The organism is Streptomyces xiaopingdaonensis (genome assembly GCF_000262345.1).
Taxonomy (GTDB): domain Bacteria; phylum Actinomycetota; class Actinomycetes; order Streptomycetales; family Streptomycetaceae; genus Streptomyces; species Streptomyces xiaopingdaonensis.
The window spans coordinates 64,275-90,148 of record NZ_AJTQ01000186.1 but is presented as its reverse complement, the minus strand read 5'-3'; the positions used below and the strand labels follow the sequence as shown (position 1 = coordinate 90,148).

General features: G+C 72.0%; 19 protein-coding genes. 9 read left to right on the top strand and 10 right to left on the bottom strand.

All coding sequences use genetic code 11. The annotated features are described in order from the left end of the window. Window positions 1-8: 8 nt before the first annotated feature. Window positions 9-1,076 (bottom strand): glucose-1-phosphate thymidylyltransferase, encoded by a 1,068-nt coding sequence (locus tag UWG_RS0115340; RefSeq protein WP_016908105.1) that lies wholly within the window; start codon window positions 1,074-1,076, stop codon window positions 9-11. After that, complete coding sequence (locus UWG_RS0115335) at window positions 1,073-4,786, bottom strand: ABC transporter ATP-binding protein (protein WP_157838559.1); 3,714 nt, start codon at window positions 4,784-4,786, stop codon at window positions 1,073-1,075. Before UWG_RS0115335 ends, UWG_RS0115340 begins: the two co-directional genes overlap by 4 nt. Window positions 4,787-4,918: 132 nt before the next feature. On the opposite strand from UWG_RS0115335, the gene UWG_RS0115330 reads away from it, so the two are divergent. Genes UWG_RS0115330 through UWG_RS0115320 form a run of 3 tightly spaced genes read left to right on the top strand, consistent with a single transcriptional unit; the run spans window position 4,919 to window position 8,417 of the window. Then, window positions 4,919-6,064: a nucleotide disphospho-sugar-binding domain-containing protein gene (locus UWG_RS0115330; RefSeq protein WP_016908103.1), complete on the top strand. Its 1,146-nt coding sequence runs from the start codon at window positions 4,919-4,921 to the stop codon at window positions 6,062-6,064. Continuing rightward, on the top strand, window positions 6,061-7,413 hold the full coding sequence (locus UWG_RS0115325) for an alpha/beta hydrolase (protein ID WP_016908102.1): 1,353 nt from the start codon (window positions 6,061-6,063) through the stop codon (window positions 7,411-7,413). The genes UWG_RS0115330 and UWG_RS0115325 overlap by 4 nt, the downstream gene beginning before the upstream one ends. 29 nt (window positions 7,414-7,442) lie before the next feature. Next, complete coding sequence (locus UWG_RS0115320) at window positions 7,443-8,417, top strand: ABC transporter substrate-binding protein (protein WP_016908101.1); 975 nt, start codon at window positions 7,443-7,445, stop codon at window positions 8,415-8,417. Between the two features lie 206 nt (window positions 8,418-8,623). Here UWG_RS0115320 and UWG_RS0115315 read toward each other — a convergent pair whose 3' ends face one another. After that, window positions 8,624-10,138, bottom strand: coding sequence for a sugar porter family MFS transporter (locus UWG_RS0115315; RefSeq protein WP_016908100.1), 1,515 nt, complete (start codon window positions 10,136-10,138; stop codon window positions 8,624-8,626). Between the two features lie 734 nt (window positions 10,139-10,872). Here UWG_RS0115315 and UWG_RS0115310 point away from each other — a divergent pair. Continuing rightward, on the top strand, window positions 10,873-12,027 hold the full coding sequence (locus UWG_RS0115310) for an FAD-dependent monooxygenase (RefSeq protein WP_016908099.1): 1,155 nt from the start codon (window positions 10,873-10,875) through the stop codon (window positions 12,025-12,027). Between the two features lie 102 nt (window positions 12,028-12,129). On the opposite strand, the gene UWG_RS0115305 is transcribed toward UWG_RS0115310, so the two are convergent. Then, window positions 12,130-13,563, bottom strand: a complete 1,434-nt coding sequence (locus UWG_RS0115305) for a sulfatase family protein (protein WP_016908098.1) — start codon at window positions 13,561-13,563, stop codon at window positions 12,130-12,132. A gap of 50 nt (window positions 13,564-13,613) precedes the next feature. Beyond that, entirely contained in the window at window positions 13,614-15,059 is a 1,446-nt protein-coding gene (locus tag UWG_RS0115300) for a sugar porter family MFS transporter (RefSeq protein WP_016908097.1), read from the bottom strand. A 131-nt stretch (window positions 15,060-15,190) separates the two neighbouring features. Here UWG_RS0115300 and UWG_RS0115295 point away from each other — a divergent pair, with 131 nt between their 5' ends. The 5 genes from UWG_RS0115295 to UWG_RS0115275 all read left to right on the top strand — a co-directional run bounded on the left by UWG_RS0115295 (window position 15,191) and on the right by UWG_RS0115275 (window position 19,551). Further along, window positions 15,191-16,162: a sugar kinase gene (locus tag UWG_RS0115295; RefSeq protein ID WP_337459931.1), complete on the top strand. Its 972-nt coding sequence runs from the start codon at window positions 15,191-15,193 to the stop codon at window positions 16,160-16,162. Further along, a complete protein-coding gene (locus UWG_RS0115290; protein ID WP_016908095.1) occupies window positions 16,159-16,902 on the top strand; it encodes an IclR family transcriptional regulator in 744 nt (247 codons plus the stop codon). The genes UWG_RS0115295 and UWG_RS0115290 overlap by 4 nt, the downstream gene beginning before the upstream one ends. Beyond that, window positions 16,899-17,543, top strand: coding sequence for a bifunctional 4-hydroxy-2-oxoglutarate aldolase/2-dehydro-3-deoxy-phosphogluconate aldolase (locus tag UWG_RS0115285; RefSeq protein WP_016908094.1), 645 nt, complete (start codon window positions 16,899-16,901; stop codon window positions 17,541-17,543). The genes UWG_RS0115290 and UWG_RS0115285 overlap by 4 nt, the downstream gene beginning before the upstream one ends. Continuing rightward, a complete protein-coding gene (dgoD, locus tag UWG_RS0115280; protein WP_016908093.1) occupies window positions 17,540-18,685 on the top strand; it encodes a galactonate dehydratase in 1,146 nt (381 codons plus the stop codon). Before UWG_RS0115285 ends, dgoD begins: the two co-directional genes overlap by 4 nt. A gap of 329 nt (window positions 18,686-19,014) precedes the next feature. Further along, the gene (locus UWG_RS0115275) at window positions 19,015-19,551 is read left to right on the top strand and encodes a hypothetical protein (RefSeq protein WP_016908092.1); all 537 of its coding nucleotides are present in this window, start codon (window positions 19,015-19,017) and stop codon (window positions 19,549-19,551) included. A 67-nt stretch (window positions 19,552-19,618) separates the two neighbouring features. Here the strand turns inward: UWG_RS0115275 and UWG_RS0115270 are convergent, their stop codons facing one another. From UWG_RS0115270 to UWG_RS0115250, 5 genes are all read right to left on the bottom strand, one after another. After that, the gene (locus UWG_RS0115270) at window positions 19,619-20,590 is read right to left on the bottom strand and encodes a formylglycine-generating enzyme family protein (RefSeq protein WP_016908091.1); all 972 of its coding nucleotides are present in this window, start codon (window positions 20,588-20,590) and stop codon (window positions 19,619-19,621) included. 301 nt (window positions 20,591-20,891) lie between these two features. Further along, window positions 20,892-21,080, bottom strand: coding sequence for an MbtH family NRPS accessory protein (locus tag UWG_RS0115265; protein ID WP_016908090.1), 189 nt, complete (start codon window positions 21,078-21,080; stop codon window positions 20,892-20,894). Beyond that, a complete protein-coding gene (locus UWG_RS0115260; protein ID WP_016908089.1) occupies window positions 21,077-25,006 on the bottom strand; it encodes a non-ribosomal peptide synthetase in 3,930 nt (1,309 codons plus the stop codon). Before UWG_RS0115260 ends, UWG_RS0115265 begins: the two co-directional genes overlap by 4 nt. After that, window positions 25,003-25,233, bottom strand: coding sequence for a phosphopantetheine-binding protein (locus UWG_RS0115255; protein ID WP_016908088.1), 231 nt, complete (start codon window positions 25,231-25,233; stop codon window positions 25,003-25,005). The genes UWG_RS0115260 and UWG_RS0115255 overlap by 4 nt, the downstream gene beginning before the upstream one ends. After that, on the bottom strand, window positions 25,230-25,865 hold the full coding sequence (locus tag UWG_RS0115250) for an isochorismatase family protein (protein WP_016908087.1): 636 nt from the start codon (window positions 25,863-25,865) through the stop codon (window positions 25,230-25,232). Before UWG_RS0115250 ends, UWG_RS0115255 begins: the two co-directional genes overlap by 4 nt. Window positions 25,866-25,874 lie beyond the last annotated feature (9 nt).

The following is a 25,874-nucleotide window of genomic DNA, read 5'->3' as shown; positions in this document are numbered from 1 at the left end:
GTGTCCGTTCAGGTCGTGAGGTGCACGCGGCTGTGGTCGCCGAGGACGAGGCGGTGGGCGCGCGGCGCGCGTGGGGCGCCCGTGACGTGCACGGTGCGGCCCAGCAGCGATCCTTCGATGCGCCCTGCGCGGTCGATGCGGCAGCCGTCGAGGACGATGGAGAACTCCACCTCGCTGCCTTCGATGAGGCACCCGCCGGCGACGGAGGTCGAGGGGCCGATGTAGGAGTCGCGTACGACGCTGCCGGCGCCGATGACCGCGGGCCCGACGATCCGCGACCGCTCGACCCTCGCCCCCTCCTCCACCCGTACGCGGCCGACGAGTTGGCTCTCCGCGTCGACGCTCCCCGCGACGGTGCCGTCGAGGGTGTCGAGCACCGAGCGGTTGACCTCCAGCATGTCGAGGACGTTGCCCGTGTCCTTCCAGTAGCCGGTGACGACGGTCGCCTGCACCGCGTGGTCGTGGTCGAGCAGCCACTGCAGAGCGTCGGTGATCTCCAACTCGCCGCGGTCCGAAGGTTCGATGGCGCGCACCGCCTCGTGCACGGCGGGGGTGAAGAGGTACACGCCGACGAGGGCGAGGTCGCTGCGCGGCTGCGACGGCTTCTCCTGGAGGCTCAACACTCCGCCGTCCGCGGCGAGTTCGGCGACGCCGAAGACCGTCGGATCGCTCACCTTGGTGAGCAGGATGCCGGCCTCGGGCCGGTGCTCCCGGAAGTCGGCGACGAGGCCGCTGATCCCGCCGACGACGAAGTTGTCGCCCAGATACATCACGAAGTCGTCGTCGCCGAGCCACTCCCGCGCGACGAGGACGGCGTGCGCGAGGCCCAGGGGACGCTCCTGGCGCAGATAGGTGACCTCGGCGCCGAACCGCGCACCGTCGCCGACGGCGGCGCGGATCTCCTCGGCGGTGTCGCCGACGACGATGCCGATCTCGGTGACGCCGGCGGCGACGAGCGACTCGATGCCGTAGAAGAGCACCGGCTTGTTGGCGACCGGCACGAGCTGCTTCGCCGCGGTGTGGGTGATGGGCCGCAGCCGCGAGCCCGTGCCCCCGGCGAGTACGAGAGCCTTCATCGGAGCTTCCCCTCGGTGGCGGGTGCCTCCGGGGCTTCGGCCCCGGGGATCGGTCGGGCGGGCACGGTGACGGTCAGGTCGTCGGCGCCGTGCTGGTGGCGCCAGAGCCGCGCGTAGGCGCCCCCGGACGCCAACAGCGCCTCGTGCGTGCCCTGTTCGGCGATCCGCCCGTCCTCCACGACGGCGATGCGGTCGGCCTGTGCGGCGGTGGCGAGCCGGTGGGCGACGAGCACGGTCGTGCGCCCAGGGCCCGTCGAAGCGGAGGTCGCCTCCGCGGCGAACCGCTCGGCCGCGGGGTCGAGCGCCGAGGTGGCCTCGTCGAGGAGGAGCAGCCCCGGGTCGGTGAGCCGGGCGCGGGCGAGGGCGAGCAACTGCCGTTCCCCGGTGGAGAAGTTGCGGCCCCGCTCGTCGACCTGCTGCCGGAAGCCGTACGGCTGCGCGGCCACCACCGAGAGCGCACCTGTCTCCCTCGCGGCCGCCTCGACGTCGGCGTCGCTCGCCTCCGGGCGGCCGTACCTGATGTTGTCGGCGAGATCGCCGGAGAAGAGATGGGCCTCCTGCGGCACGTAACCGATGCGGCGCCGGTAGGCGGAGGACGGGTAGGCGCGGACGTCGACGCCGTCGACGAGGACCTGGCCTTCGGCCACGTCGTAGAACCGGGTCAGGAGTTTGACGACGGTGGACTTGCCGGCGCCCGTCCGCCCGACGAGGGCGAGCGTCTCGCCGGGCTCGACGCGCAGGTCCACACCGTCGAGCGAGGGGCTCGGAGCGCCCGGGTAGCGGTGCGAGGCGTGCCGCAACTCCACCGCGCCGGCGAGGCGTCGGGGGAGCGGGGCGGCCTCTTCGGGGCGCTTGTCGGGGACCAAGGAGGGCAGCCGGAGGAGTTCCACCGTTCGCCGCAGGCCCACGGCGGCCTGCTGGTAGCTGTCGAAGGCGAGCGAGAGCTGCTGGATGGGGGAGAAGAGAAGGCCGAGGTAGAGCATGAAGGCGACGAGCACCCCCGCGTCGAGGCTGCCCTCGGCTACCCAGGTGCCGCCCACGAACAGGACCAGCGCCTTCCCCAGTTCGGCGCAGACGTTGATGCTCGGGAAGTAGACCGAGGCGTACCGCTGGGCGCGCAGCCGGGAGGTGCGGTAGGAGTCCGAGAGCTTGTCGAATTCGGCCGCCGTGTCCCTCTGCCGGTTGTCGGCCTGGGCTATGCGCAGCCCTGAAACGTTCTCCTGGAGCGTGGAGTTGACCTCCCCGATGCGGCGTCGCGCGTCGGCGTAGGCGGCGGAGGAGAGCCGCCAGAAGACGAAGGTGGCGAGCGCGACGAGCGGTAGCGGCGCGAGTCCTGCGAGGGCCAGCGGCAGGTCGACGGCGAGCATCGTCACCGCGACGCCCGCGACCGTCGCCAGCGCCGCCAGCGAGGTGAGCAGGTGCGACTGGAGGAAGGTCGACAGCGCCTCGATGTCGTTGACCATCCGGGTCATGATCTGGCCGCTGCGCTCACGTTCGTAGAAGTCCATGCCGAGCCGCTGCAGTTGGGCGAAGGTGCGGATGCGCAGCCCGTACAGCACCCGTTCCCCCGCGCGGCGGGTGAGGCGGGTGTGCGTGTGGAGCAGCACCCACCCTGCGAGGACGACGCCGAGCGCCGCCAGGGCCGCGTTCCGCAGGGTGGCTCCGTCGCCCTCGGCGACGCCGTGGTCGAGGCCGTGGCGGACGAACAGGGGCAGGGAGACCGTCGCGGCCGTGTCGAGGACGACGAGAACGAGCCCCGCGAGGAGCGCGGCGCGTACCGGGCGCAGCAGGCCGGCGAGGCGCAAGTCCGGTCGGGGGCGCCGGAGTTCGTCCTCGTCGAGCGCGGGGTCTGCCGGCGGCTCCGCGGGCTCGTCTGCGGCTTCCGGCCCGGTCACGGGCCACAGCTCCGGGGTGACGCCCTCGGTGCCGTGGGCGTCGGCCGGGTTGACGCGTTCCTCGACCGAGCCGCTGTGCCCCGCGGTGAGCTCGCGGAACAGGGCGCAGCGCGCGGTGAGTTCGTCGAGGGTGCCGACGTCGACGACGCGTCCCTCGTCGAGGACCGCGACGCGGTCGGCGAGGTCGAGGGTGGCGCGGCGGTGCGCGATGAGCAGCGTGGTCGTCCCGCGGGTGACCTCGGCGAGGGTGGTGTGCATCGCGGCCTCGGTCTCGGCGTCGACGGCCGAGGTGGCGTCGTCGAGGACGAGCGCACGCGGACGGGTCAGCAACGTCCGTGCCAGCGCGACGCGTTGGCGCTGGCCGCCGGAGAGGGTGAGGCCGCGCTCGCCGACCTCGGTCCCGTACCCCTCGGGCAGTGCGGCGACGAAGGCGTGCGCGCCCGCCGCGCGCGCCGCCGCTTCCACCTCCTCGTCCGTCGCCTCGGGGCGCCCGTGGGCGATGTTGTCGCGGACGCTGCCGGAGAAGAGGAACGGCTCCTCGAAGACGACGCCGACGGTCTCCCGGAGCGAGTCGAGCCGCAACTCCCGCACGTCGACGGTGTCTTCGGCGGCTCCCACACGGACGGACCCCGCCTGCACGTCGTAGAACCGCGGCAGCAGCAGCGAGACGGTCGACTTGCCGGAGCCGGCGGGCCCGATCAGCGCGACCGTCTCGCCCGGCTCGACCGTCAGCGAGAGGCCGTCGAGGACCGGATCGCTCGGCGCGTAGCCGAAGCGCACCCCCTCGAAGGCGAGCCCCACAGGACCTGCGGGTACGGGTCGGGCGGCGGGCGCCTCCGTGATGTGCGGCTCCGCGTCGATGAGTTCGTAGACGCGTTCGGCGGAGGCGCGGCCCTGCTGCGCGGTCACCACGAAGTTGGCGAACAGGCGGGCGGGTCCGGCGAGGAGCGAGAGGTACGCGGCGAAGGCGAGGAAGGTGCCGATGTCGATGCCGCCCCGCAGCGCGAGCCAGCCGCCGAACCCGAGCACCGCGACCTGGCCGAGCGGCGGCAGCGCCGACATGGAAGCCGTCGCGGCCGCTTGGAGCCGCACCACTTGCAGGCGGCGCCCGAAGAGCCGGCGCGCGGCGGCGGCGAGCCGCTCGGTCTCCCGCTCCTCCTGGCCGAACCCCTTCACCACGCGGACGCCTGTGACGTTCTCCTCGACCCGCTCGGCGATACGCGCCGTCTGCGCCTGCGCCGCCTTCGTCGCGGGCACGAGCCGCTTGCGGGTGCAGGCCGTCAGGCAGGCGAGTCCGGGGACGACGGTGAGCGCGACGAGCGTCAGCAGCGGCGCCAACCAGGCCATCGCGACGACCGCGACGAGGAACTGCGCCGCGACGCCCATCGGGATCGGCAGCATGCCGAGCATGATCTGGACCTGTTGCAGGTCGCTGTTGGTCCGGGAGACGACCTGCCCGGTGCGCAGGGTGTCCTGCCCCGCCCCGTCGAGCTGCTGGATCGACGCGAACACCCGGGTACGCAGTCGGTGTTGGACGGCGAGGGCGAGTTTCCCCCCGACGAAGCGCCGGGTGTACTCGGCGCCGAACTGCACCACGGCGAGGCCGACGAGCGCGGCGACGAGCAGGTGGAGCCGGTGGGTCTCGCCGTCGAGCGCGTCGTTGACGCCGAGCCTGGCGACGAGCGGGCCGACGGCCTCAAGTCCCGTGCCCAGCACGGAACTCAGGACCACGGCGAGGGTCAGCCGTCGGTGCCGGAGGCAGGCCGCGGCGAGCCGGCGGAACCACGGGGCGGGTGTTGGTGGCCTCGGAATCACGTGATTAGCTTAGGCTTACCTAAGTAGAACATGCCACCTGCGGGGCGTGACCTCGGGCACAGGGTTCCCGGAACTCCCGCGGGCGTTCCGGAACGCCTCAGACCGTCCCCAGCCGAGGAGGAAACACCCACCATGCGCGTACTGTTGGCAGGACCGCCGTTCTTCGGGCTGCTCTACCCGATGGTTCCGCTCGCCCAGGCGTTCCGGGCCGCCGGACACGACGTCCTCGTCGGCACGTGCGGCGCCGCCGTCCAACGCACCGCGGAAGCCGGGCTGTTGGCGGCCGACTGCGCCCCCGGCCTCGATCCCGACGCTCGCTACGCCGAGATGGAGAAGAAGCGGCAGGGAAGACCGCCCTCGCCCGGCGAGGCAGGCCGCCCCGCCAAGGGCCGCGGATTCTCCTTCTTCAGCGACGAGATGGCCGACCGCATGGTGCGGGTCGCGCAGGAATGGCGGCCCGACCTCGTCGTCCACACGCCCAACGGCGTCGTCGGCCAACTCGTCGCCGCCCGCCTCGGGTTGCCCTCCGTGCTGCACGCGGTCGGGTTCGGGCACACCGGGGTCCACGTCGCGATGATGAACGACGCGCTCGCCGGGGGCTACGAACGCCACGGCCTCGACGGGCCCGAGCCGGTCGCCGCCTGGCTCGACGTCGCGCCGCCCAGCATGACCACGACCGACGAGCCGCGCCGCTGGTCGATGCGGTACGTGCCCTACAACGGCGGGGCCGCGCTGCCCCCTTGGCTCTTCGCGCCGCGGCGGCGGCCGAGGGTCGCCGTGACGCTCGGCACCGTACGGCCCGCCGTCGACGGTGTCTCGCCCGTGGCGTGGGTCGTCGAGGCCGCCCGCCGCACCGACGCCGAGTTCGTCCTCGCGCTCGGGGGCGCCGACGTCGCCGCGCTCGGCGAACTCCCCGAGAACGTCAGCACCGTCGACTGGATTCCGCTCGGCGCGCTCCTCGACGCCTCCGACGCCGTCGTCCACCACGGCGGCGCGGGCACCACCCTCACCGCGCTCGACTCCGGGCTCCCGCAGATCGTCCTCGGCGAGGGCGCCGACCGCCCCGCCAACGCCGCCGCGGTACGCCACCGGGGCTGCGGGCTCGTCCCCGACGGCCAAGACGACCTCACCCCCGCGCTCGTCGAGCGACTCCTCACCGACGAGGCCCTGGCCGACGCCGCACGGGAGACCGCAGCCGAAATGGCCGCGATGCCCAGCCCCGCCGAGACCGTCGGCCGACTCGTCCAACTCGCCCTGACGCAGGGAAGAACTCGATGACCGCCGCCCACCCTCCGCAGGCGACCGCGCCCCCCGACTCCGTCCCCCACGGCACCCCCGAGCCCGCCCGCGGCCCGGGAGCCGGCCACCCCGCGGCACCGGGCCGCGCCCGCAGCCCCCGCGTCGCGCGTCTCGCGCGCGACCTCGACGAACTGCCGGGCCCGGACGCGCGCGCCGCCGCACTCGACCGCTTCTGGGTCGAGGTGCGCACGTCGGGCACGCCGCTCATCGAGCCGCTCCCCAACGAGCCGCACCACCGGGCCGTCACGTTCCTCCGGCGCGGCGGCGACACCACGGGCGCGGTCCTGCTCCTCGCCAACCGGCTCATCGACCGCGGCGACTACACCTCGGGGCTCATGGAGCACCTCGACGGCACCGACGTCTGGCACTTCACCTACCGGCTGCGCGCCGACCACCGGGGCTCCTACCGCATCGCCGCCACCGAGGACGCGGCCGAGCCCACGCACGACCGGCTCCGCTCGCTCGCCGCCGAGGCGGTCGGCGACCCGCTCAACCCCCGTACGATCGCCACCCGTTGGCACGGCCCGCCCGGCTCCGTCTTCGCGCTCCCCGAGGCACCTCGGCAGCCGTGGGCCGGCCGGCGCGGCGGCGTGCCGCGGGGCGAGGTGCAGCGGCACCGCCTGCGCTCCGAGGCGCTCGGCGCCACCCGCGACGTATGGGCCTACCTGCCCCCGACCGCCGCAGAGCCCGCGGACGGCGCCGACGTACTCCTCCTCCTCGACGGCGACATGTGGTTCGGACAGCTCGCCGCCGAGGACCTCTTCGACAACCTGCACGCCGACGCCGCGGTCCGCCCGCTCGTCGTCCTCGCCCCCGATGCCGTCGACAACGCCACGCGCATGCGGGAGTTCGGCGGTCGGCAGCCCTATACCGACTTCCTCACCGAGGAGTTGCTCCCCTGGGCCGCCGCCCGCTGGCCGCTCCGCGCCGACCCGCGCCGCACCACCGTCGCGGGGCAGAGCCTCGGCGGGCTGGGCGCGCTCCACGTCGGGCTGGAGCAGCGCACCCACCGCGTCGGCAACGTCGTCGCGCAGTCCCCCTCGCTGTGGTGGCGTCCCGACATCGGGCCGGGCATCCCGTCGAAGATGGAGACCGGCGAGCAGTGGATGAGCCGCCGGTTCGCCGAACTCCCCCTCCGTGAGGGCCTGCGGGTGCGCCTGGACGTCGGGCTGCACGAGGGAGCGATGGCCACCATGGTGCGCGAACTCTTCACCCGCCTCGACTCGCGCGGCTACCCGACCGTGCTCACCGAGTTCAACGGCGGCCACGACTACACCTGTTGGAGCGGTGCGCTCGCCGACGGCCTCGCCGCCCTCCACACCCTCTGAACCCGCTACTTCCACAGGAGCAAGCACCCATGTCCCTCACCGCCTCCCGTACGCGCAGAGCCGCCGTCGCCGCCGCCCTCGCGGGCGCCGCCGTCCTCACCGGCTGCGGTGGCGAGGAGTCCTCCTCGTCCTCCAAGCCCGCCGCGGACGCGGGCACCCGCACCGTCACAGGCGCCGACGGGAAGAAGGCCGAGGTACCCGAAGAGCCGAAGAAGGTCGTCACGCTCAGCGAGCCGACCCTCGATGCGGCGCTCGCCCTCGGCCACCAGCCCGTCGGCGCCACCGCGGGGCGAGGCCAACAGGGCGTCTCCAGCTACCTGGCGAAGAAGGCGGGGAAGGCGAAGGTCGTCGCGACCGTCGCCGAGCCCGACCTCGAGAAGCTCGCCGTCCTCGAGCCCGACCTGATCCTCCTCGACGAGACGACCGGCTCCAAGCGCGTCACCGACAAGCTCCGCCGGATCGCCCCCACGGTGCTCACCGCGAAACTCAACGAGGACTGGCAGAAGTCCTTCCTCGCCACGGCCGACGCGCTCGGCGACAAGGCGAAGGCCCAGAAGTGGCTCGAAGAGTTCGACGCCGACGTACGCGAGACCGAGGACGGGCTGAAGGACAACGCCGAGGCCGTCACGAGCGTGGTGCGCTGGCAGGACGGGGCGCCCTCGGTCGTCGGCAAGGGCAAGGGCCACGTCGGCTCGACGCTCGCCTCCCTCGGCCTGAAGCGCCCCGAGGACCAGCAGGGCGAGAGCGTGGGCCACAGCGAGCCCGTCAGTCTGGAGAAGCTCCGCACCATCGACGGCGACTGGCTCTTCTTCGGCACCCTCGACGACCGGGCGTCCGGCGAGAAGGCACTGAAGGAGGCGAAGGACATCCGCAACTTCGCACGCCTCGACGCCGTGCGCGACGACCACGTCGTCGTCGTGGAGGGCTCCGCCTGGAACAGCGCCGGCGGGCCGCTCGCGGCGCGCGCGGTCCTCGCCGATGTCAAGGGAAGCATGGCGGAGTAGCGGTCAACGGGGCCCCGCCGGACGTGTGTTGACGTGCGGCGGGGCGGGTTGATGGGCGGGCGGCAGCCCGATCAGGCCCTGGCGGCGAGAGGGCTCGCACCACCGGCTACTGGCACGGCGAGCCTCATGGAACCCAAGGACATCGCCTACTCCACCTGTCTTTGCCCGCGCGCCCGACGACGACACCGCCATGCGCACCACCCTCCTCATGAGGTCTTCGTCCGCGGCAAGAAGACGCCGCGCTTCAGGTCCTGCTCGATGGCCTCCAGCGAACGCCCCTTGGTCTCCGGCACGCGGAAGAAGATGACGACCCAGGCGAGAACGTTCAACATGGCGTACACCAGCATCGCCCCGCCCAGGGAAAGCGCACTGACCAGGCTGAGCGCGCTGGAAGTGACGACGAGGTTCGACGCCCATAGTGCCGCAGCGTGCACACCGGTGGCCGCGGGACGAATCCGCAGTGGATACATCTCGGAGCCGATCAGCCAGCCGACGACCTGGATACCCCCGGTCTGGAACAACATGAACGCCAGCAGCATCGCCAACGCGAGCCACCCGTTGGGCTGGTCCTCGGAGACGATGAAGAGCAGGCCGAACAGCGCGATCGAAAGCGCAGAGCCGGGCAGCATGATGAGCATCAGACGCCGGCGGCCGATGCGGTCCACCAGCAGTTTGCCGACCAGCGTCATCACCACGTACACGACGCCGACGTAGACATTGGCCTCCAGCGAGAACGAGGGAGCGAATCCCACGTCGGTCAGGATGATCGGCGTGTAGTAGATCATCATTTCAAGTCCGGTGATCTGAGTGAAGACCGCCACCGTGATTCCGGCGATCAGCGCCGGACGCAGCCACTTCTCGCCGAGCGCCCGCCAAGGGCCCTCCTCGGCCTCGCTCTCCCTGCGCAGGACTTCCTGAATATCCCGCACCTCGCTGTCAGCGATCTGACCAGTGGGTCGCACCCAACGCAGCACTTTCCGTGCGGAGTCGATGTGCTCATGCCGCACGAGCCAGCGTGGGCTCTCGGGCAGCGTGAGGATGCCGATGATCAGAATGACTGCGGGGACGACGGCTACCACGATCTTCCAGTGCCAGGCGACATCACTGAATACTGCGTTCACGATCGCCGCACTCAGAATGCCGATGCCGATGGCCATATTGAAGAAGGTGACGAAACCACCGCGACGACCGGGAGGGGAAAGTTCAGCGATGTAGGTAGGGATGGTCTGGGTGCTGCCACCCACCGCCAAACCCAGCAGCAGTCGACTGCCGATGAGCGAGAGCGGTTCGGGGGACAATGCCGCAAGCACCACCCCGACGGCGAAAAGCACAGCGACCGTCAGGATCGTGGTCCGCCGCCCGAACCGCACAGTGTATGGTCCTGCCGCGAGCGCGCCGATCACGGCACCGAGCAGAATCGAGGAGGTGATCATCTGCTCGATGGTGTTGTTGGGGATGCTGACACCGAACAACTCATAGGAATTCGTGATCTCGAAATCCTGGGCGATCTGATCGAGGGTTCCCGAAATGACCCCGGTGTCATATCCGTACAGTAGTCCACCCAGCGCGGCCACCAAGGCCACATGGTAGATGTTCCACTTCGCGGAGTGGGACGTATCGCCGGGGATACCAGAAAGCTTCTGTTGCTGCGGCGACAGCTCCGGCTCGCCACTGAATCCGCCGCCCACGTCGTCCTCGGCATCGCTTGGTTGTTCGTGCATACATTCTCCTCGCCGGGGCTTCGCGAAACGTGTGGCAGCGGAAACCATAGTGAGGAGCATGGTGGGCCACGGTGAGCCTTTCTCGGCGAGTTGGACGACCAGGACCCTTTCTTCGCGGTCGGCCATGACGAAAAGAATGCGGCTGGCTGTTGCGGGACGGGACGTTATTGACACGGCTCGTGCGACGTGACGGACCGTTTGTCCCGCCCCTGCGGCGAATTCGATCACTGCCGCCAGGTGCGTTCCTGCCCGCAGCAGGTCGTGTGTGTTGGGTGATGGTGTCCGGTCGGGTGCCGAGCGCTGTCAACGCGTCCTGGCCGAGGAACTCCTCTGCGCCCGAGGGTTTACTGGCGAACACGCCCGATCAACTGCGATCGCCCTCTGGGGCATCCACTGCAACTATCACCGCCCACACAGCGGAGCCGACGAACAGCCCCGCTTCGCGCCTCCAGGCCAGCGTTACCAACCGCCCCCTGCCCCGGACGAGTGGTCACCCGACATTCTCCGCCGGGGGAGGACGGCCGTGTGGTCCGCTTGAGGTCGCGCCCGGCCGGGGACGATACGGTCTGTCGCGTCGGCGGTCGTCATGTGCGGCAGCGGACTCGTACACCAGGAACTCGTGCAACAGATCTTTGCCGTACCCCGGTTGCGGATGCGTACGAGTGGGGCGTCCTGAGGAGGTGACGGTGGGAATCCCCTACGGAGGTTCGCGGAGGTCGGGCTCCCCACGGGCCGTGGTGATCGGAGCCGGGATCGGCGGGCTGACGGCGGCCGCGATCCTGGCCGACCGCGGCTGGTCGGTCACCGTCCTCGAACAGGTCTCGGAACTCGAACCCGTCGGCGCGGGCATCTCCCTGGCCCCCAACGCGCTGCGAGCCCTGGACGTCATCGGGCTGGGAGACGCCGTACGCGCCCTCCGCACCTGGACCGGACGTGGGGGCCTGCGCGCGCCGTCGGGCCGATGGCTGGTGCCGATCACCGGGGACCGGACCAGCGCGCGTTTCGGGGACCCCCTCGTCCTGTTGACCCGTACCGCCCTCGTGGACCTGCTCCGCTCCCGGCTGCCGGCCCGCGCGGAACTGCGCACCGGCGCCGAAGCGGTACTCGCCGATCCGGGCGGTCCCGAACGGCCCGCCACCGTGACCGCCGGTGCGCGATCCCTGGAAGCGGACCTCGTCGTCGCCGCCGACGGCATCCACTCCGCGACCCGGCGGAGCCTGTTCCCCGCCCACCCCGGCCTCCGCTACGCGGGTTTCACCACCTGGCGCTTCCTCACCGACGCCCCGCCGGGAGGAGTCCAGCCGCACGAGACCTGGGGACGCGGGCGGATGTGGGGAACCCAGTCCCTCCCGGACGGCCGGGTCTACGCCTACGCGGCCGCCGCCCAACCCGCCGCGCACCACGCCCACGACGACGAACTCGCGAAGCTGCGGCGCCTGTTCTGCTCCTGGCACCCGCCCTTGCCGCAACTCCTCGAGACGCTGCCGAAGAGAGCGGTCCTGCGCAACGACGTCCACCACCTCGCCACGCCCCTTCCCGCCCACCACCACGGCCGGGTGGTCCTGCTCGGCGACGCCGCGCACCCGATGACCCCCAGCATCGGTCAAGGCGGCAACCAGGCCGTCGAGGACGCCGTCGTACTCGGGCAACTCGCCGACCCCGCCGGAGACACCACCCTCGCACCGGCCTCCTACACCCGGCTGCGCCTACCCCGCACGACCAGGATCGTGCAGCAGTCGGCACGCGCCGCGCGGACGACGACGCTCACCAGCGCACCCGCGTGCGCCGTGCGCAACGCCGCGTTCGCCGTCGTCGGCCGCCTGGCCCCCGAACTCATGCTGCGTGCACTCGACGGAATCGCCGACTGGCGTCCACCGGAGCGCGTGTAGACAACCGGGCCGCGAGCCCCGGACGCCAGTGGGCGAGCTGCGCCGACTCGTCCACGCAGCCGCTCGTCCGCCGTACGGGAGCGGTTGCGGCGGCCGGTGGCCTCAGCGGAACTGCTCGCTCCACGGAGCGGTGCGCAGTTGGCTCGTTCCGCGCCAGCGCGCGATGACGCCGGAGAGGCGGCGCCGGTGCGCCTCGAACTCCGGGTCGTCCCAGAGGTTGTGTTCCTCCCGCGGGTCGGCTTCGAGGTCGAAGAGCTGGCCCTCGTCGGAGTCGATGAACTCGACGAGTTTCATGTTGGCGTCGCGCACCATCGTCATGAGGGCCGTCGCCTGCAGGATCATGTCCCTGGCGTGCTCCGAGAAGGCGTACTCACGTCCCGTCCAGGGCTCGCCGTGGAGCGCGGGGAGCAGGGACTCGGCCTCCATCCACTCCGGCGGCTCGATACCGGCGAGCTGAAGCACCGTCGGGCCGAGGTCCATCATCGAGGTGAGCCCGTCCACGAGTTGCCCCGGCACCACGCCCGGGCCGCGCACGAGCGCGGGGACCCGCACGCTGGGTTCGTACATGGACCACTTCTGGATGTGGCCGTGGTCGTTGAGGCAGTCGCCGTGGTCCGAGGTGAAGATGATGACCGTGTCGTCGAGGGCTCCGCGCCGCTCGAGTGCCTCGATGAGGAAGCCGACCTGTTCGTCGATCATGGAGATGTTCGCCATGTAGTGCTTTCGCTGGCGGAGCACCTGCTCGTCGGTCGGGTTCTCGAGGTGGACGATCCCGTCGTGGTCGACCTCCAGGTTGTCGCGCCTGAGATCCTTCAGCGCGTGGGGCTGACTGTCCATGTCCGCCTGCGAGTTGACCGGCAGCGGCATCTCGATGTCGTCGAAGCGCGCGAGGTGCTCTTCCGTGGGGTCGTACGGCGGGTGCGGCCCGGGGAAGCCGACCTGGAGGAAGAAGGGCTCCTCGCCCGGGTAGCGGTCGAGCCACAGCGTCGCGAGGCCGCCGATGAAGTTGTCGGCGTGCAGGTCGTCCGGCGCCTCCCACACGTAGGCTCCGAGGCGGTCCTGGTAGTCGGGCATGGCACGGTACTTGGTCGCCCGGTCCGGTTTGACGAGCCCGCGGGCCCAGAACGCCTTGTCCCACTGGTCGAGGAAGAACGGGAGGGTCGGATTGCTCCGGTCCTTGTTCTCCACGACGTGACGCTCGTGGAAGCCGATCGACGTCTCGTACGGGAAGGTGTGCATCTTGCCGACGTTGGCGCACCGGTAACCGTCGGCGGCGAGGAGCTCGACCCAGGAGTGGCTCCACGGGTCGTTGTTCTTGAGCACGCCGTTGCTGTGCGGGTAGAGGCCCGTGAACAGGCTCGCCCTGGAGGGGGCGCAGGAGGGTGCCGTGACGTAGGTGTGGGTGAAGGCGGTCCCCTCGTGGACGAGACGGTCGAGGTTCGGGGTGAGGGCGTGCTCGTGGCCGAGCGCCGCGATCGTGTCGAAGCGCTGCTGGTCGGTGATGATGAAGACGATGTTGGGGCGCCCGTCGGGCATGTGCTTTCTCCTTGCTGGTGTGACAGCCCTGGTGCGTGGGGGTGTTGGCGTCAGTCGACGTGGCCGGCGGATGCCACGTCGTCCGCCGGCGCGGGCGGACCGTTCCGCTGCGCGGCCCGGGCGGCGGGCCCCTCCCGCATCTCGGCCTCGATCTCCTCCAGCGTGCGCCCCCGGGTCTCGGGGACGAAGAACACGATCACGGCCACCGCGACCGCGCCCATGAACGCGAAGGTGAAGAAGGCGAATCCGCTGCCCGCCTGGAGCAGGATGGGGAAGAAGAGCGTGACGACGAATATCGCCATGAAGTTGGCGACCTCGGCGACGCTCATCGCCGTACCGCGGATGGAGATCGGCAGGATCTCCGTCTCGACGACGCGGGAGATGGGCCCCCACGTCGAGGAGAACGCGCCCTTGAAGAGGCAGAAGCAGATGATGGCCACCACACCGGTGATCCCTGCCGTGATGCCGAAGGACCACGAGAAGATCGCCGTGAGCAGCATCGTCGTCCCTGTGATCGCCGCACCGGCGATGAGCAGTGGCCGGCGCCCGACGGAGTCCCCGTAGCGCACGGCGAAGACCGTGGCGATGACGGAGACGGCGCCGAACCCCACGGTCGTGATCAGTGAGGCGCTGTCGCTGAAGCCGACGGAGGTCAGCACCGTGGGCGCGTAGTACGTGATGGCGTTGATGCCGAGGAACTGCGCGAGGACGGTCATCAGGACGGCGATGGCGGCGGGCTTGCGTGCCCAGGGCCGCAGCAGCGAGCGCCATGCGCCGCGACCGGCGGCGAGCCCCTCCTCGATCTCGCGGATCGTGACGACCGGGTCGGCACCGTCGTCCCGGGCGGCCAACGTCGCCCGGGCGTCGGCGATGCGGCCCTTCCCGACGAGCCACCGGGGGCTCTCGGGGAGGAACAGCACGCCGAAGAAGAGCAGCACCGCGGGCACCACGGCGATCCCGATCATCCACCGCCATGCTCCGGTCGGAGAGAACGCGAGGTTGGAGAGGTAGGCGAGCAGGATGCCGGTCGCGTTCATGAACTGAGTGAGCGACACGATGCGGCCCCGTATCCGGGCCGGCGAGATCTCCGACAGGTAGATCGGGATGTTCACCGACACGAAGCCGATGCCGACGCCCAGCACCGCTCGACCGACGATCAGGACGACCTCGTCGCCCGCCAGTCCGGACATCAGCGTGCCGACGACGAAGATGCCGGCGGCGATGAGCAGCAGCTTCTTTCTGCCGAGCCGGTCGACGAGGAGCGCCGTGACGAGTGCGCCCGCCGCGGCGCCGATCGTGAAGGACGACGTGACGAGTCCCTGCCCCGCCGAGGAGATGGCGAAGTCGCGCTTGATGTAGAGCAGCGCCCCGGAGATCACACCCGTGTCGTAGCCCCACAGCACCGCGCCGAGGGCGCCGAAGACGTAGATGAACCAGGACGGTACCCCTCTCGTGCGAAGTGGGGCTTTGCTGCTGGTGGTTGTCGATGTGCTCACGTGGGGGGCTCCTTCGCCGCTCACTTTCCGGGCCGTCTGTGGTCGACAGCCGGGCCAGTATGCTGGCGGTGGCACATCTGCACAAGGTGTGCATAATTTGCACAACCCTGACGATGATCGAGGAGGTTCCGGTGGGCGATACGCACGTGGCCGCTGCTTCGGATTCCCGCTCAACCCACGCCCCCCCGCCCGACGTTGTGTGTCTCGGCGAATCGATGGTGCTCGTCGCACCGCCCGCGTCGACCCCCCTGCGATCGGCGACGGACGCCCAACTGCGGGTGGCCGGCGCCGAGTCGAACACGGCGCAGTACCTCGCCGATCTCGGCCACCGGGTGAGCTGGGTGAGCCGGCTCGGAGACGACCCGCTGGGGGAGCGCGTCGTCTCCGAGATCGCGGCCTCCGGGGTCGACACCAGCACCGTGGTGCGCGATCCGGCGGCCCCGACCGCCGTCTACTTCAAGGACCCCGGGCCCGGGGGAACCAGGGTCCACTACTACCGGGCGGGCTCCGCGGCCTCACGCATGAGCGCGGCCGATCTCGACGCCGTCGCCTTCCGCGACGTGCGGCTCGGCTACACCTCGGGTGTGACGGTCGCCCTCTCCGACTCCTGCGCCGAGGCGGTCTCCGCACTGTTCGCGCGGACGCAGCGGGCCGGCGGCCTGCGCGTCTTCGACGTCAACTACCGGCCGGCGCTGTGGAGTTCGCGCGAGGCCGCGCGTGTCCTGCGCGAGACGGCACGGCAGGCGGACGTCGTCCTCGTGGGGCTCGACGAGGCCGCCGCCCTCTGGGGCACCGCCGCACCCGAGGACGTACGGGAGCTCATCGGGGCGACCGGACAGCTCGTCGTCAAGGACGGCGAGGTGGGAGCCACGCTCTTCGACGGTCCGGACCGCTGGTTCCAACCCGCGGCGGAGATCGAGGTGGTGGAGCCGGTCGGCGCGGGAGACGCGTTCGCCGCGGGGTACCTCTCGGCGCTGCTGCACGGCGCCGAGCCGGACGACCGCCTGCGCCTGGGGCACCGTACGGCGGAGCTCGCCCTCGGCTCCGTCGCCGACCACGTCGACGCGAGCGGGCTCCGCGAGATGCGCGAGGTGGCGTCGTGAGCCAGGCCGTCGAGCGCGCCATCAGCATCCTCGAACTCATGAGTACGGGGCCGCAACGCCCCTCCGACATCGCGGCCGAGCTCGACGTGCACCGCACCACCGCCCTGCGACTGATGCAGGACCTGGTCAACGGCGGGCTCGCCCGGCGTGCGGAGGACGGCACGTTCGTCGTCGGCTACCGGTTGGTGGGACTCGCCCAGGCGGTGACGGAGCAGTTCGACCTCCGCAGCGTCACCCACTCCCACGTGCAGGCCCTTGCCGCCGAACTCCACGTCACCGTGCACGTCGCGGTGATCGACGGAGACCGCATCGTCTACGCCGACAAGGCGGAGTCGTTCGGCAGGGTGCGGCTCTACTCCCAGATCGGCAAGAGCGTGCGCCTGCACGCCTCGGGCGTCGGCAAGGCGATCCTCGCCTGGGCCGACTACGAGGAGCGCGAACGCCTCCTCGCCACCTGCTCGTTCGAGCGGTTCACGCCGACGACCGTGGCCGGCAGGGACGCCTTCACCGCGCACCTGGAAGAGATCCGCGAACGCGGCCACGCGGAGGACGACGGCGAGCACGAGAGCTTCGTCAACTGCATCGCGCTGCCGATCCGGAACGCGACAGGCGCGGTGACCTCGGCGCTGTCGGTGACCGCGCTCAAGGAGCAACTCGACCTTACGGAGCTGCGCAGCAGGCTCCCGCTGATTCGTGAGACGGCGCAAGCGATCTCACGCGACCTGGGATGGATGAAATGACCGACGACACCGGGGCGTTCTTCGCCACGCACTTCGCACACCTTCCGCTGATGACGATACTGCGCGGCTTCGACGCCGCGCGGACCGTCCAACTGGCCGAGCGGGCCTGGGACGTCGGCATCCGCCTCGTCGAGGTGCCGATCCAGTCGCCGGCCGCGCTCGACGCGTTGGCCGCCACGGTCGAGGCCGGCCGCGCCCGTGGGCTGCCCGTCGGCGCCGGCACGGTGACGAGCGCCGCGCACGTGCGGCAGGCGGCGGACGCCGGAGCCGTCTTCACAGTGGCGCCCGGATTCGACCCCGCGGTGGCCGGGAGTTCGCTCACGGCGGGACTGCCTCACCTCCCGGGCGTCGCCACCGCGAGCGAGGTGCAGCGCGTGCTGGCGTTCGGGCTCGACTGGCTGAAGATGTTCCCGGCCTCCGACCTCGGCCCCGACTGGCTCCGCTCGATGCACGGGCCGTTCCCGCAGGCACGGTTCGTCGCCACCGGAGGCGTCCACCTCGACACCGCCCGGACCTATCTCGACACCGGCGCCGCCGGCGTCGCGCTCGGCTCGGCGCTCGCCGATCCCGCGCAGCTCGAAAGGGTCCGCGAGCTGGCCGGCTCGCTGACCCCGTCCACCACCTCGGAGGTATCCGAATGAAGATCACGGGACTTGAGACGTTTTCCGTCGCACCGCGGTGGCTGTTCCTCGCGGTCCACACGGACGAGGGCCCCACCGGCTGGGGCGAGCCCGTCGTGGAAGGCCGCGCGGCGACCGTCGCCGCCGCGGTGGAGGAGCTCTCCGACTACCTGATAGGCGCCGACCCGTTCCGGATCGAGGACCACTGGCAGACCCTCACCAAGGGCGGCTTCTACCGCGGCGGCCCGATCCTCTCCAGCGCCGTCGCCGGTATCGACCAGGCCCTGTGGGACATCAAGGGCAAGAGCCTCGGCGTCCCGGTCCACGAACTCCTCGGCGGTGCGGTGCGCGAGCGGATGCGCACCTACGCGTGGATCGGCGGCGACGATCCCGCCGGCGTCGCGGAAGCCGCCCTGGAGAAGAAGGAGTTGGGGCTCGGCGCCGTCAAGATGAACGGCTCCGGCAGGATGCGCGGGCTGGAGTCGAAGGCGGCGCTCGACGCGATGGTCGCGCGGGTCGCCGCGGTGCGCGAGGCCGCGGGTGACGACTTCGACATCGCCGTGGACTTCCACGGCCGGCTCTCCCCTGCGGTCGCGCGCCGGGCGCTCCGCCTGCTCGAACCCTTCCACCCGCTCTTCGTCGAGGAGCCGCTGGTCCCCGAACTCACCGCCGACTACCCGGCGATATGCGCGTCCACCAGCATCCCGATCGCCACCGGCGAGCGCCTCTTCTCCCGTTGGGACTTCCGCGAGGTGGTCGGCTCCGGCCTCGCCGTCGCCCAGCCCGACCTCTCGCACGCGGGTGGTATCTCCGAGGTGCGCCGCATCGCCTCGCTCGCCGAGGCGTACGGCGTCTCGCTGGCTCCGCACTGCCCGCTCGGACCGATCGCCTTCGCCGCGAGCCTCCAGGTCGACTTCGCCTCGCCGAACGCGCTCATCCAGGAGACGAGCCTCGGCATCCACTACAACGTCGGCTCCGACCTGCTCGACTACCTCGTCGATCCCGGCGTCTTCGCGACGTCGGAGAGTTATGTCGAGCGCCTGCGAGCCCCGGGCCTCGGGATCGAGATCGACGAGCGTGCGGTGCGCCGTGCCGCCGAGGTGGGGGCGCGGTGGCGCAACCCCGTCTGGCGGCACGACGACGGCTCGTTCGCCGAGTGGTGAGCGGTGCGCGACCGTAGTCGCGCGGGTGCCCCGGCTGCGCTTGCCCGCGTCGCGGCTGGGGCGTGTCCGCGAAGTCACGGGGCCGGAGTGTGCGGCGGACGAGGCTGAACACCGTTCGGTAGCGGATGGCTCGTCCCTCGAAGCGGGTGGCGAGGCCCGGTGTCGGTCGGGTAGCCGGGTCACGGCGACGCGACCCGGCTACCCGACCAGTGGCGCGGCATAGCGACCCGTCACGGGAAGACCGCCGCGATCCACTGGCCGGGCTCCGCGTCGCGGCATCTTTCTCCGGTCCGCGCGGTGACGCGGGCGAGTCCCTATCGTCCTCCTGCATGGACCAAGTCTGGACAGCCGCCATCGCAGCTTTGGCCGCCATCGCCGGAGCCGCTGTAACCGGTCTGCTGAGCATCAAGACCGCGCGTGACCAAGCACACCGTCAGCACGAAGCAGAGCGCAATCAGTGGAGACGCCGGACACGGCACGACGCCTACCGCGAAGTCGCCGACGCGTACGCGAACCTTTCACCCGTCCTGAGCGGCGCCGCGGACGACGCGTACCTCTACGGCCCTCCCTCTGTGGAAAGACTGCGCGAACTCTTCGGGGACTTCGAAGCCTTCTACAACGCCTGCTCACGTCTCGCACTCGTCGGCCCCACACCTGTGCAGGAAGCCGGCGAAGAGTTGCGGGCCCGCATCCTCGATGTCCACACGTCCCTCGCGGCGTACCCGCACCACGACAGCCCCGACCTCGACCGGCCCACCAGCATCGACGTATCCGGCCAGGTGAAACTCGCGCGCTCCAGGTACTACGCCTTCATGCGCCGTGCCCAGCACGCCCTCATGCCCACCGCGCCCTCCGGCTCCGAGTGAGACTCCGGGCTGTCGGGACCGGCGCACGTGCTCGCCGCCTTCGTCGGGCTGGTCCGGACGCAACCGCCTAGGGGCGGCCGACCGTACGGAAGCCGAGGTTGGCCGTGGCCGAGTCCGGAGTGTTCGACGACCTCGCGGCCACCCGGTAGCGGTTGCAGTAGGAGTCGTGGCAGAGGTACGAACCGCCGCGCATGACCCGGGTGTTGCCCTCCTCGGGGCCGGTGGGCGCGGTCACCGGCCCCGAGGTGTAGTGGACGGGCGAGAACCGGTCGGCGCACCACTCCCAGACGTTGCCGACCGTCTGCCACAGTCCGTAACCGTTGGGCTCGAAGGCGCGGACGGGAGCCGTGGTCAGGTAGCCGTCCGCCATGGTGTTGTGCACCGGGAAGGTGCCCTGCCAGATGTTGCACCGCCACGCGCCGTCCGGGCGCAGCACGTCCCCCCACGGGTAGCGGGCGCCGGCGAGACCGCCGCGGGCCGCGTACTCCCACTGCGCCTCGGTCGGCAGGGCGCGCCCGGCCCAGGCGCAGTACGCCGCGGCGTCGTGCCAGGAGACGTGGGTGACGGGGTGGTCGGGCGTCTCGTACGCGTCGGAACGGCGCCCGCCGGGGCGGCGCCAGTCGGCCTCCTTCACCGCCAGCCACCACGGGGTGCCGGCCGAGGCCCCGAGGACGTCGTCCGCGGGTGCGCGCACCGCGAGGTGGAACACGGCGGAACAGCCGAACTCCTCGGCCTCCGTGCGGTATCCGGTGGCCTCGACGAAGGCCGCGAAGTCGGCGACCGTGACGCAGGTCGCGTCGATCTCGAAGCCGGGGAGCGCCACCTGGTGCACGGGGCCCTCGCCGTCCGTCGGCTGTCCGTCGTCGTGGGCGTCGCCCATCGCGAACTCCCCGGCGGGCACCTGCGCTTGTTCGATCCCGTGGGTCCCGGTGCCGACCCAGGCGGGTGCGGCCCCGGTGCGCGCTTCGGCCGGCCGGGTCGTGGGGCTTTCCGTTCTCGCGGGCGCGCAGCAGTGCGCGGTGTGCTGTTGGTCTGGCATCGCTCGTCCTCCCGCGCGTTCCTCCGGGGCTCGTCGCTCCGAACCCTTGCACGTTCCCACGATATGCCTATATGTACGTGCACGGTGTCGAGGGGTCGCAGGGGCATCCGTTGGCGCACGGTGCAGTCTCTCGCGAGGGCACGCCCGGAACCGAGTGGGACCCCGACGCGGCGGCATGGTCGCTCGACCGACTCAGGGACCCCGCCACGGAACCGGGTTCACTGCCCGTGCGCCTCCGCTGCCCGGGACGGCGCCTCCGCGAAGCCGGCGCAGTCAGTGCCGCCCACCGGTTGCCGCCCCCTCACCGTGCCGAAAGACGCCGCAGGCACTCCCCGTGCGTGTCCGGTCCGAAGCTGCGGCGCCAACCCTGCGGGACGGCACGCCAGTCGGGCCACAGCGAGTGGTCGCCCGCGCTGTTGACGAGGACGAGGAAGGCGTCGTCCCGGCCGTCGGCCGGCGGGTCGAAGGGGCCCGGCTCCGTCGCGGTCATCGTTGCGGTACCTCCAGGTGTTCCGCGAGTACGTCGGCGATGGCCCCGACGTGCTCGTCCCGCAGCAACTGCGGGTGGGTGCAGGGCAGTTCGTGGTTCTCGATGGCGCCGTCCACGTGCGGGCGCCACGCCAGGTGCGTGAGCCAGTCCTCCGGCCTCGGCGCCGCCGCGGTGAAGAAGACGAGGTCGCCGGTGTAGCGCCGGTGCCGGTGCTCGCGCATCCGCTCGGCGTGGTGCGGCACGATGTCGACGATCCGCGCCAGCGTGTGGTCGCTGAGTCCGGCGAGCGGGCTGCCCGCGCGCCGCAGCGTCGCGAGCACGTCGGCGTGGTCGCGCTCGGAGGTGCGCTCGAACCCGGCCATGCGCAGCACGGCGGTGAGCGCGTCGCCCTCCTCGGGCGCCGGGTGCTCGCGCCACTGCTCGGCGGGGAACGCGTCGAGCAGCGCGAGGAGTCCGACCTCCTCGCCCTCGTCCTGGAGCAGGGTCGCCACGGTGTGTGCGAGCACGCCGCCGACCGACCAGCCGAGCAACCGGTAGGGGCCGTGCGGCTGCACCGACCTGAGGTGCTCGACGTACGCGGCCGCCTGCTCGTCGAGGGAGGACGGCAGCGGCGAGGAGTCGAGGAGCCCGGGCGCCTGCAGCCCGTGGACCGGCTGGTCCGGACCGAGTCGCGAGGCCAACCCCGCATAGCACCAGGAGATCCCGCCCGCCGGGTGGATCGCGAAGAGCGGCGTGCGCGAGCCGGAGCCCCGCAGCGGCAGCAGTACGCCGAGCGCGTCACCGGAGGCGGCGGAGGCGTCGGCCGTGCGGACGGCGAGCCCGGCCGGGGTCGGCGCCTCGAAGAGCGAGCCGATCGTCAACTCGGCGCCGAGGCGCTCCCGTACGCGGCTCACGAGGCGCGCGGCGAGCAGCGAGGTGCCGCCGAGGTCGAAGAACGCGTCGTCGGGGCCGACGCCCTCCACTTCGAGGACCTCGGCGAAGAGCGCGGTGAGCGCCTCCTCCCGCGGCCCCTCCGGGGCGCGTCGCGTGCCGCCGGAGAAGACGGGTGCGGGCAGCGCACCGCGGTCGAGCTTGCCGTTGGGGGTGAGCGGGAACGCGTCGAGCGCGACGACGGCCGACGGCACCATGTGCTCGGGCAGCCGCCGCGCGAGCGCGGCCCGCGACGCCGCCGGCTCCGCGGTTCCTGTGGTGTAGCCGACGAGTAGCTGCTCGCCCGGCCGGTCCTCGCGGACCAGTGCGCACGCGCCGTCGACACCGTCGAGCGCCGCCAACGCGGCCTCCACCTCGCCGAGTTCGAGACGCTGCCCGCGGAGCTTCACCTGGTGGTCGGTGCGCCCGAGGTACTCCACCTCGCCGCGGACGGTCCAGCGCGCGAGGTCCCCCGTGCGGTACATGCGCGCCCCCGGCGGGCCGAACGGATCGGCGACGAACCTCGTCGCGGTGAGTCCGGGCCGGTGCAGGTAGCCGTCGGCGAGCTGGGCGCCCGCGAGGTGGAGCTCGCCCGTCACGCCTGGCGGGCACGGCTGCAGCGCCGGGTCGAGGACGTAGAGCCGGGTGTTCCACACCGGCGCACCGATCGGTACGGGGCCGGTCTCCTCCGGCACGCACGCGTGGTGCGTCACGTCGACGGCCGCCTCCGTCGGCCCGTAGAGGTTGTGCAGCTCGACCTCGGGGAGCGCACGCGCGAAGGTGTGCGCCGTCTCCCGCGGCAGCGCCTCGCCGCTGCAGAAGACCCGACGCAGCGACGCACAGCGCGAGGCGTCCGCCTCCGCGAGGAAGACCTGGAGCATCGACGGGACGAAGTGGCAGGTGGTGACGGCGTGTTCGGCTACGGTCGCGGCGAGGCGGGCCGGGTCGCGGTGGCTCCCCGGCTCGGCGACGACGAGCGTGGCGCCCTCGCGCAGCGGCCAGAAGAACTCCCAGACGGAGACGTCGAACGAGGACGGCGTCTTCTGCAGCACGCGGTCGTCGGACCGCAGCCGGTAGGTGTCCTGCATCCAGCGCAGCCGGTTGTCGATCGCCCCGTGCGAGACGACGACGCCCTTGGGGCGTCCCGTCGAGCCGGAGGTGTAGAGGACGTACGCGGGGTGCGCGGGGGTGAGGGCCCGGGGCGGGTTGACCGCCGGACAGGCGTCGAGCCGCTCACGGGTGCCGGGGTCGTCGAGCAGGAGCTGCGGGCGGCCGTGCTCCGGCAGCCTCCCGGTACGGTCGGCGACGGCGCAGACCGGCGCCGCGTCGTCGAGCATGTACGCGAGACGCTCCGGCGGGTACTCCGGGTCGAGCGGCAGGAAGGCGGCGCCCGACTTCGCGACGGCGAGGAGCGAGACGACGAGGTCGGTCGAGCGCGGCAGCGAGACGGCGACGAGTGCGCCGGGCTTCGCGCCCTCGTCCTGGAGGAGCCGTGCGAGGCGGTTGGCCCGCGCGTTGAGCTCCTCGTAGCTGAGCGCGGTGCCGCCCTCGCGCAGCGCCGTCGCGCCCGGTGTCTCGCGGGCGCGGCTCTCGAAGGGGCCGGCGAGCGTGGTGTGGGGGAGTTCGCGCGCCGTGCGGTTGCACTCGTCGAGGACGAACTCCCGCTCCGCGGGGCTCGCGACGGCGTACGCGCCCAGCGGTTGCTGCGGGTCCGCGCCGGCGAGCTGCTCCAGCAGCCGCAGGAACCTCGACTGGTGCGCGGCGAGCGCCTCGTGCGGGTAGAGCGCGGGGTTGCCGTCGTGGTCGATGCGGAGGCCCCGGCCGTCGGCCCGGTCGTAGATGTTCACTGTGAGGTCGTCGACGGGACCCGTGGACAGGTTCATCGCCCTGGCGGGCACGCCGGCGAACGCCGCACCGTAGTCGAACGGCATGACGTTGACGAGCGGCCCGACGAGCGCCCGGCCCTCACCGAGCAGCCCCAGGTCGCGCCGGATGTCCTCGTACCGGTACCGCTGGTGGCGGCGTACGTCCCGGATGCCGAGGACCACCTGCCGCACGAGCGAGGCGAGCGTGTCCGAGGGCCGCACCGCGAGCCGCAGCGGCAGCACGTTCATCACCATGCCGGGGATGCGGAGCGCGGCGGAGCCCATGCGTCCCATCAGCGGCAGCCCGAGCACGACGTCCGAACGGCCGGTCACGCGCGCCGTGTAGAGGGCCTGCGCCGCGACGAGGACGTCGGGCCAGGTCGCGCGGAGTTCCTCGGCGAGGGTGCGCAGCCGCTCGGTGATGGCGGGCGGCAGGTATGCGGTGCGGCGGCCGAAGGTGCGCGAGGCGAGGGCGTCCCGACCGGCGAGCCTGGGCGCCTCGGGACGGTCGGCGAGTGCCGCCTTCCAGTGCGCGCGGTCGGCGGCGAACTCTTCGGAGGAGCGGTATGCGGCGTCCCGCGCGACGAGTTCCGCGAGGCGCCCGAAGGTGCGGGGCGCCGGGTCCGCGCCTTCGGCGAGTGCCGAGTACACCTCGGCGGTGCGCCGGACGAGGAGCGAGTAGCCGTAGCCGTCCATGACGAGGTGGTGGATGCACTGGTACCACAGCCACCGCTCGTCGGCGACGCGGAACAGCGCGTGCGTGAAGGGGAGTTCGCGGGAGAGGTCGCGCGCCCGTGCCAGGTCGTCGCGCATCCACGCCTCGGCCCGCCGCTCCGCTTTGTCGCCGCGCAGGTCGTGCACGGAGAGCGGCAACTCGACGGCGGGGAGCAGGCGTTGACGCGGGCCCTGCGGGGTGTCCTCGACCCGTACCCGCAGAGCCTCGGCCTCCTCGGTGACGCGGCGCAGGGCCTCGGCGAAGAGGCCGGCGTCGAGCGGCCCGTCGATCCGCAGGCACTCCGCGGTGTTGAGCGCGGGGCTCGCCGGGTCGAGCGCCTGCGCGTACCACATGCCCGACTGCGCTGCGGTGAGCGGGAGTCGGAGCGCCTGCCCGGTGTCGGGGGAGGTGCGGCGACGGGTCGCGGCCGCGGTCATGAGGCGGCCCCCAGAAGCCGCGCCCACGCCTCGACCGCGGGGGCCTCCGCGAGGCCGGCGAAGTCCGCCTGCACGCCGTGCTCCCGGCGCCACCGCTCGAGGAGCGTCATGATGCGCACCGAGTCGAGGCCGTAGTCGACGAGGTTCTCGTCGACGGGGATCTCCGCCGGGTCCTCGCCGAGGGCGGCGGCGACGTCGTGGTGGATGCGTTGCGTGGTGAGTGTCATGCCAGCTCCTCGACGAGCGCGTCCGTGGTGGTCACGGCGGCGCAGCGGCCGGCGGCCCAGCGCAGCGCCGCGTCGTGGTCGTCGCGTGTGAAGTCGGCGACGGCGTCGGCGACGACCCAGGCGCGGATGTCCCGCATCCATGCGTCGCACGCGCTCACCAGCACGCCGATGTGCGCGTAGACGCCGGCGACGAGTAGCTGGTCGCGCCCCGACTCCCGCAGGAGCGCGCCGAGTTCGGTGCGGGCGAAGGCGCTGTACTTCCACTTGGTGAGCACCGTCTCGCCCGCCGCGGGTGCCACCGCTTCCGGTATCGCCAGCGCGGCGGGGTCGTCCGCGACGCCCGGGCCCCAGAAGTCGAGTTGGAGGCCGCGCTCCTCGCGCGTCTGCCCGCCGCGCTGCGTCGAGTGGACGACGGGCACGCCGCGGCCGCGGCACGCCGCGAGGAGGCGCGCGGTGTTGCCGAGGAGCCCGGTGAGCGGTTCGGCGCCGCCCGGGAAGGCCCCGAGGAAGTGCTGCTGGAGGTCGTGGACGAGGAGGACGGCGCGGCTCGGATCGACGCGCCAGGCCACCCGGTTCTCGGGCAGCTCCTCGGGTCGGGGGAGCGGGTAGGGGGCGATTGCGGGGAGTGCCATGGAACGGCG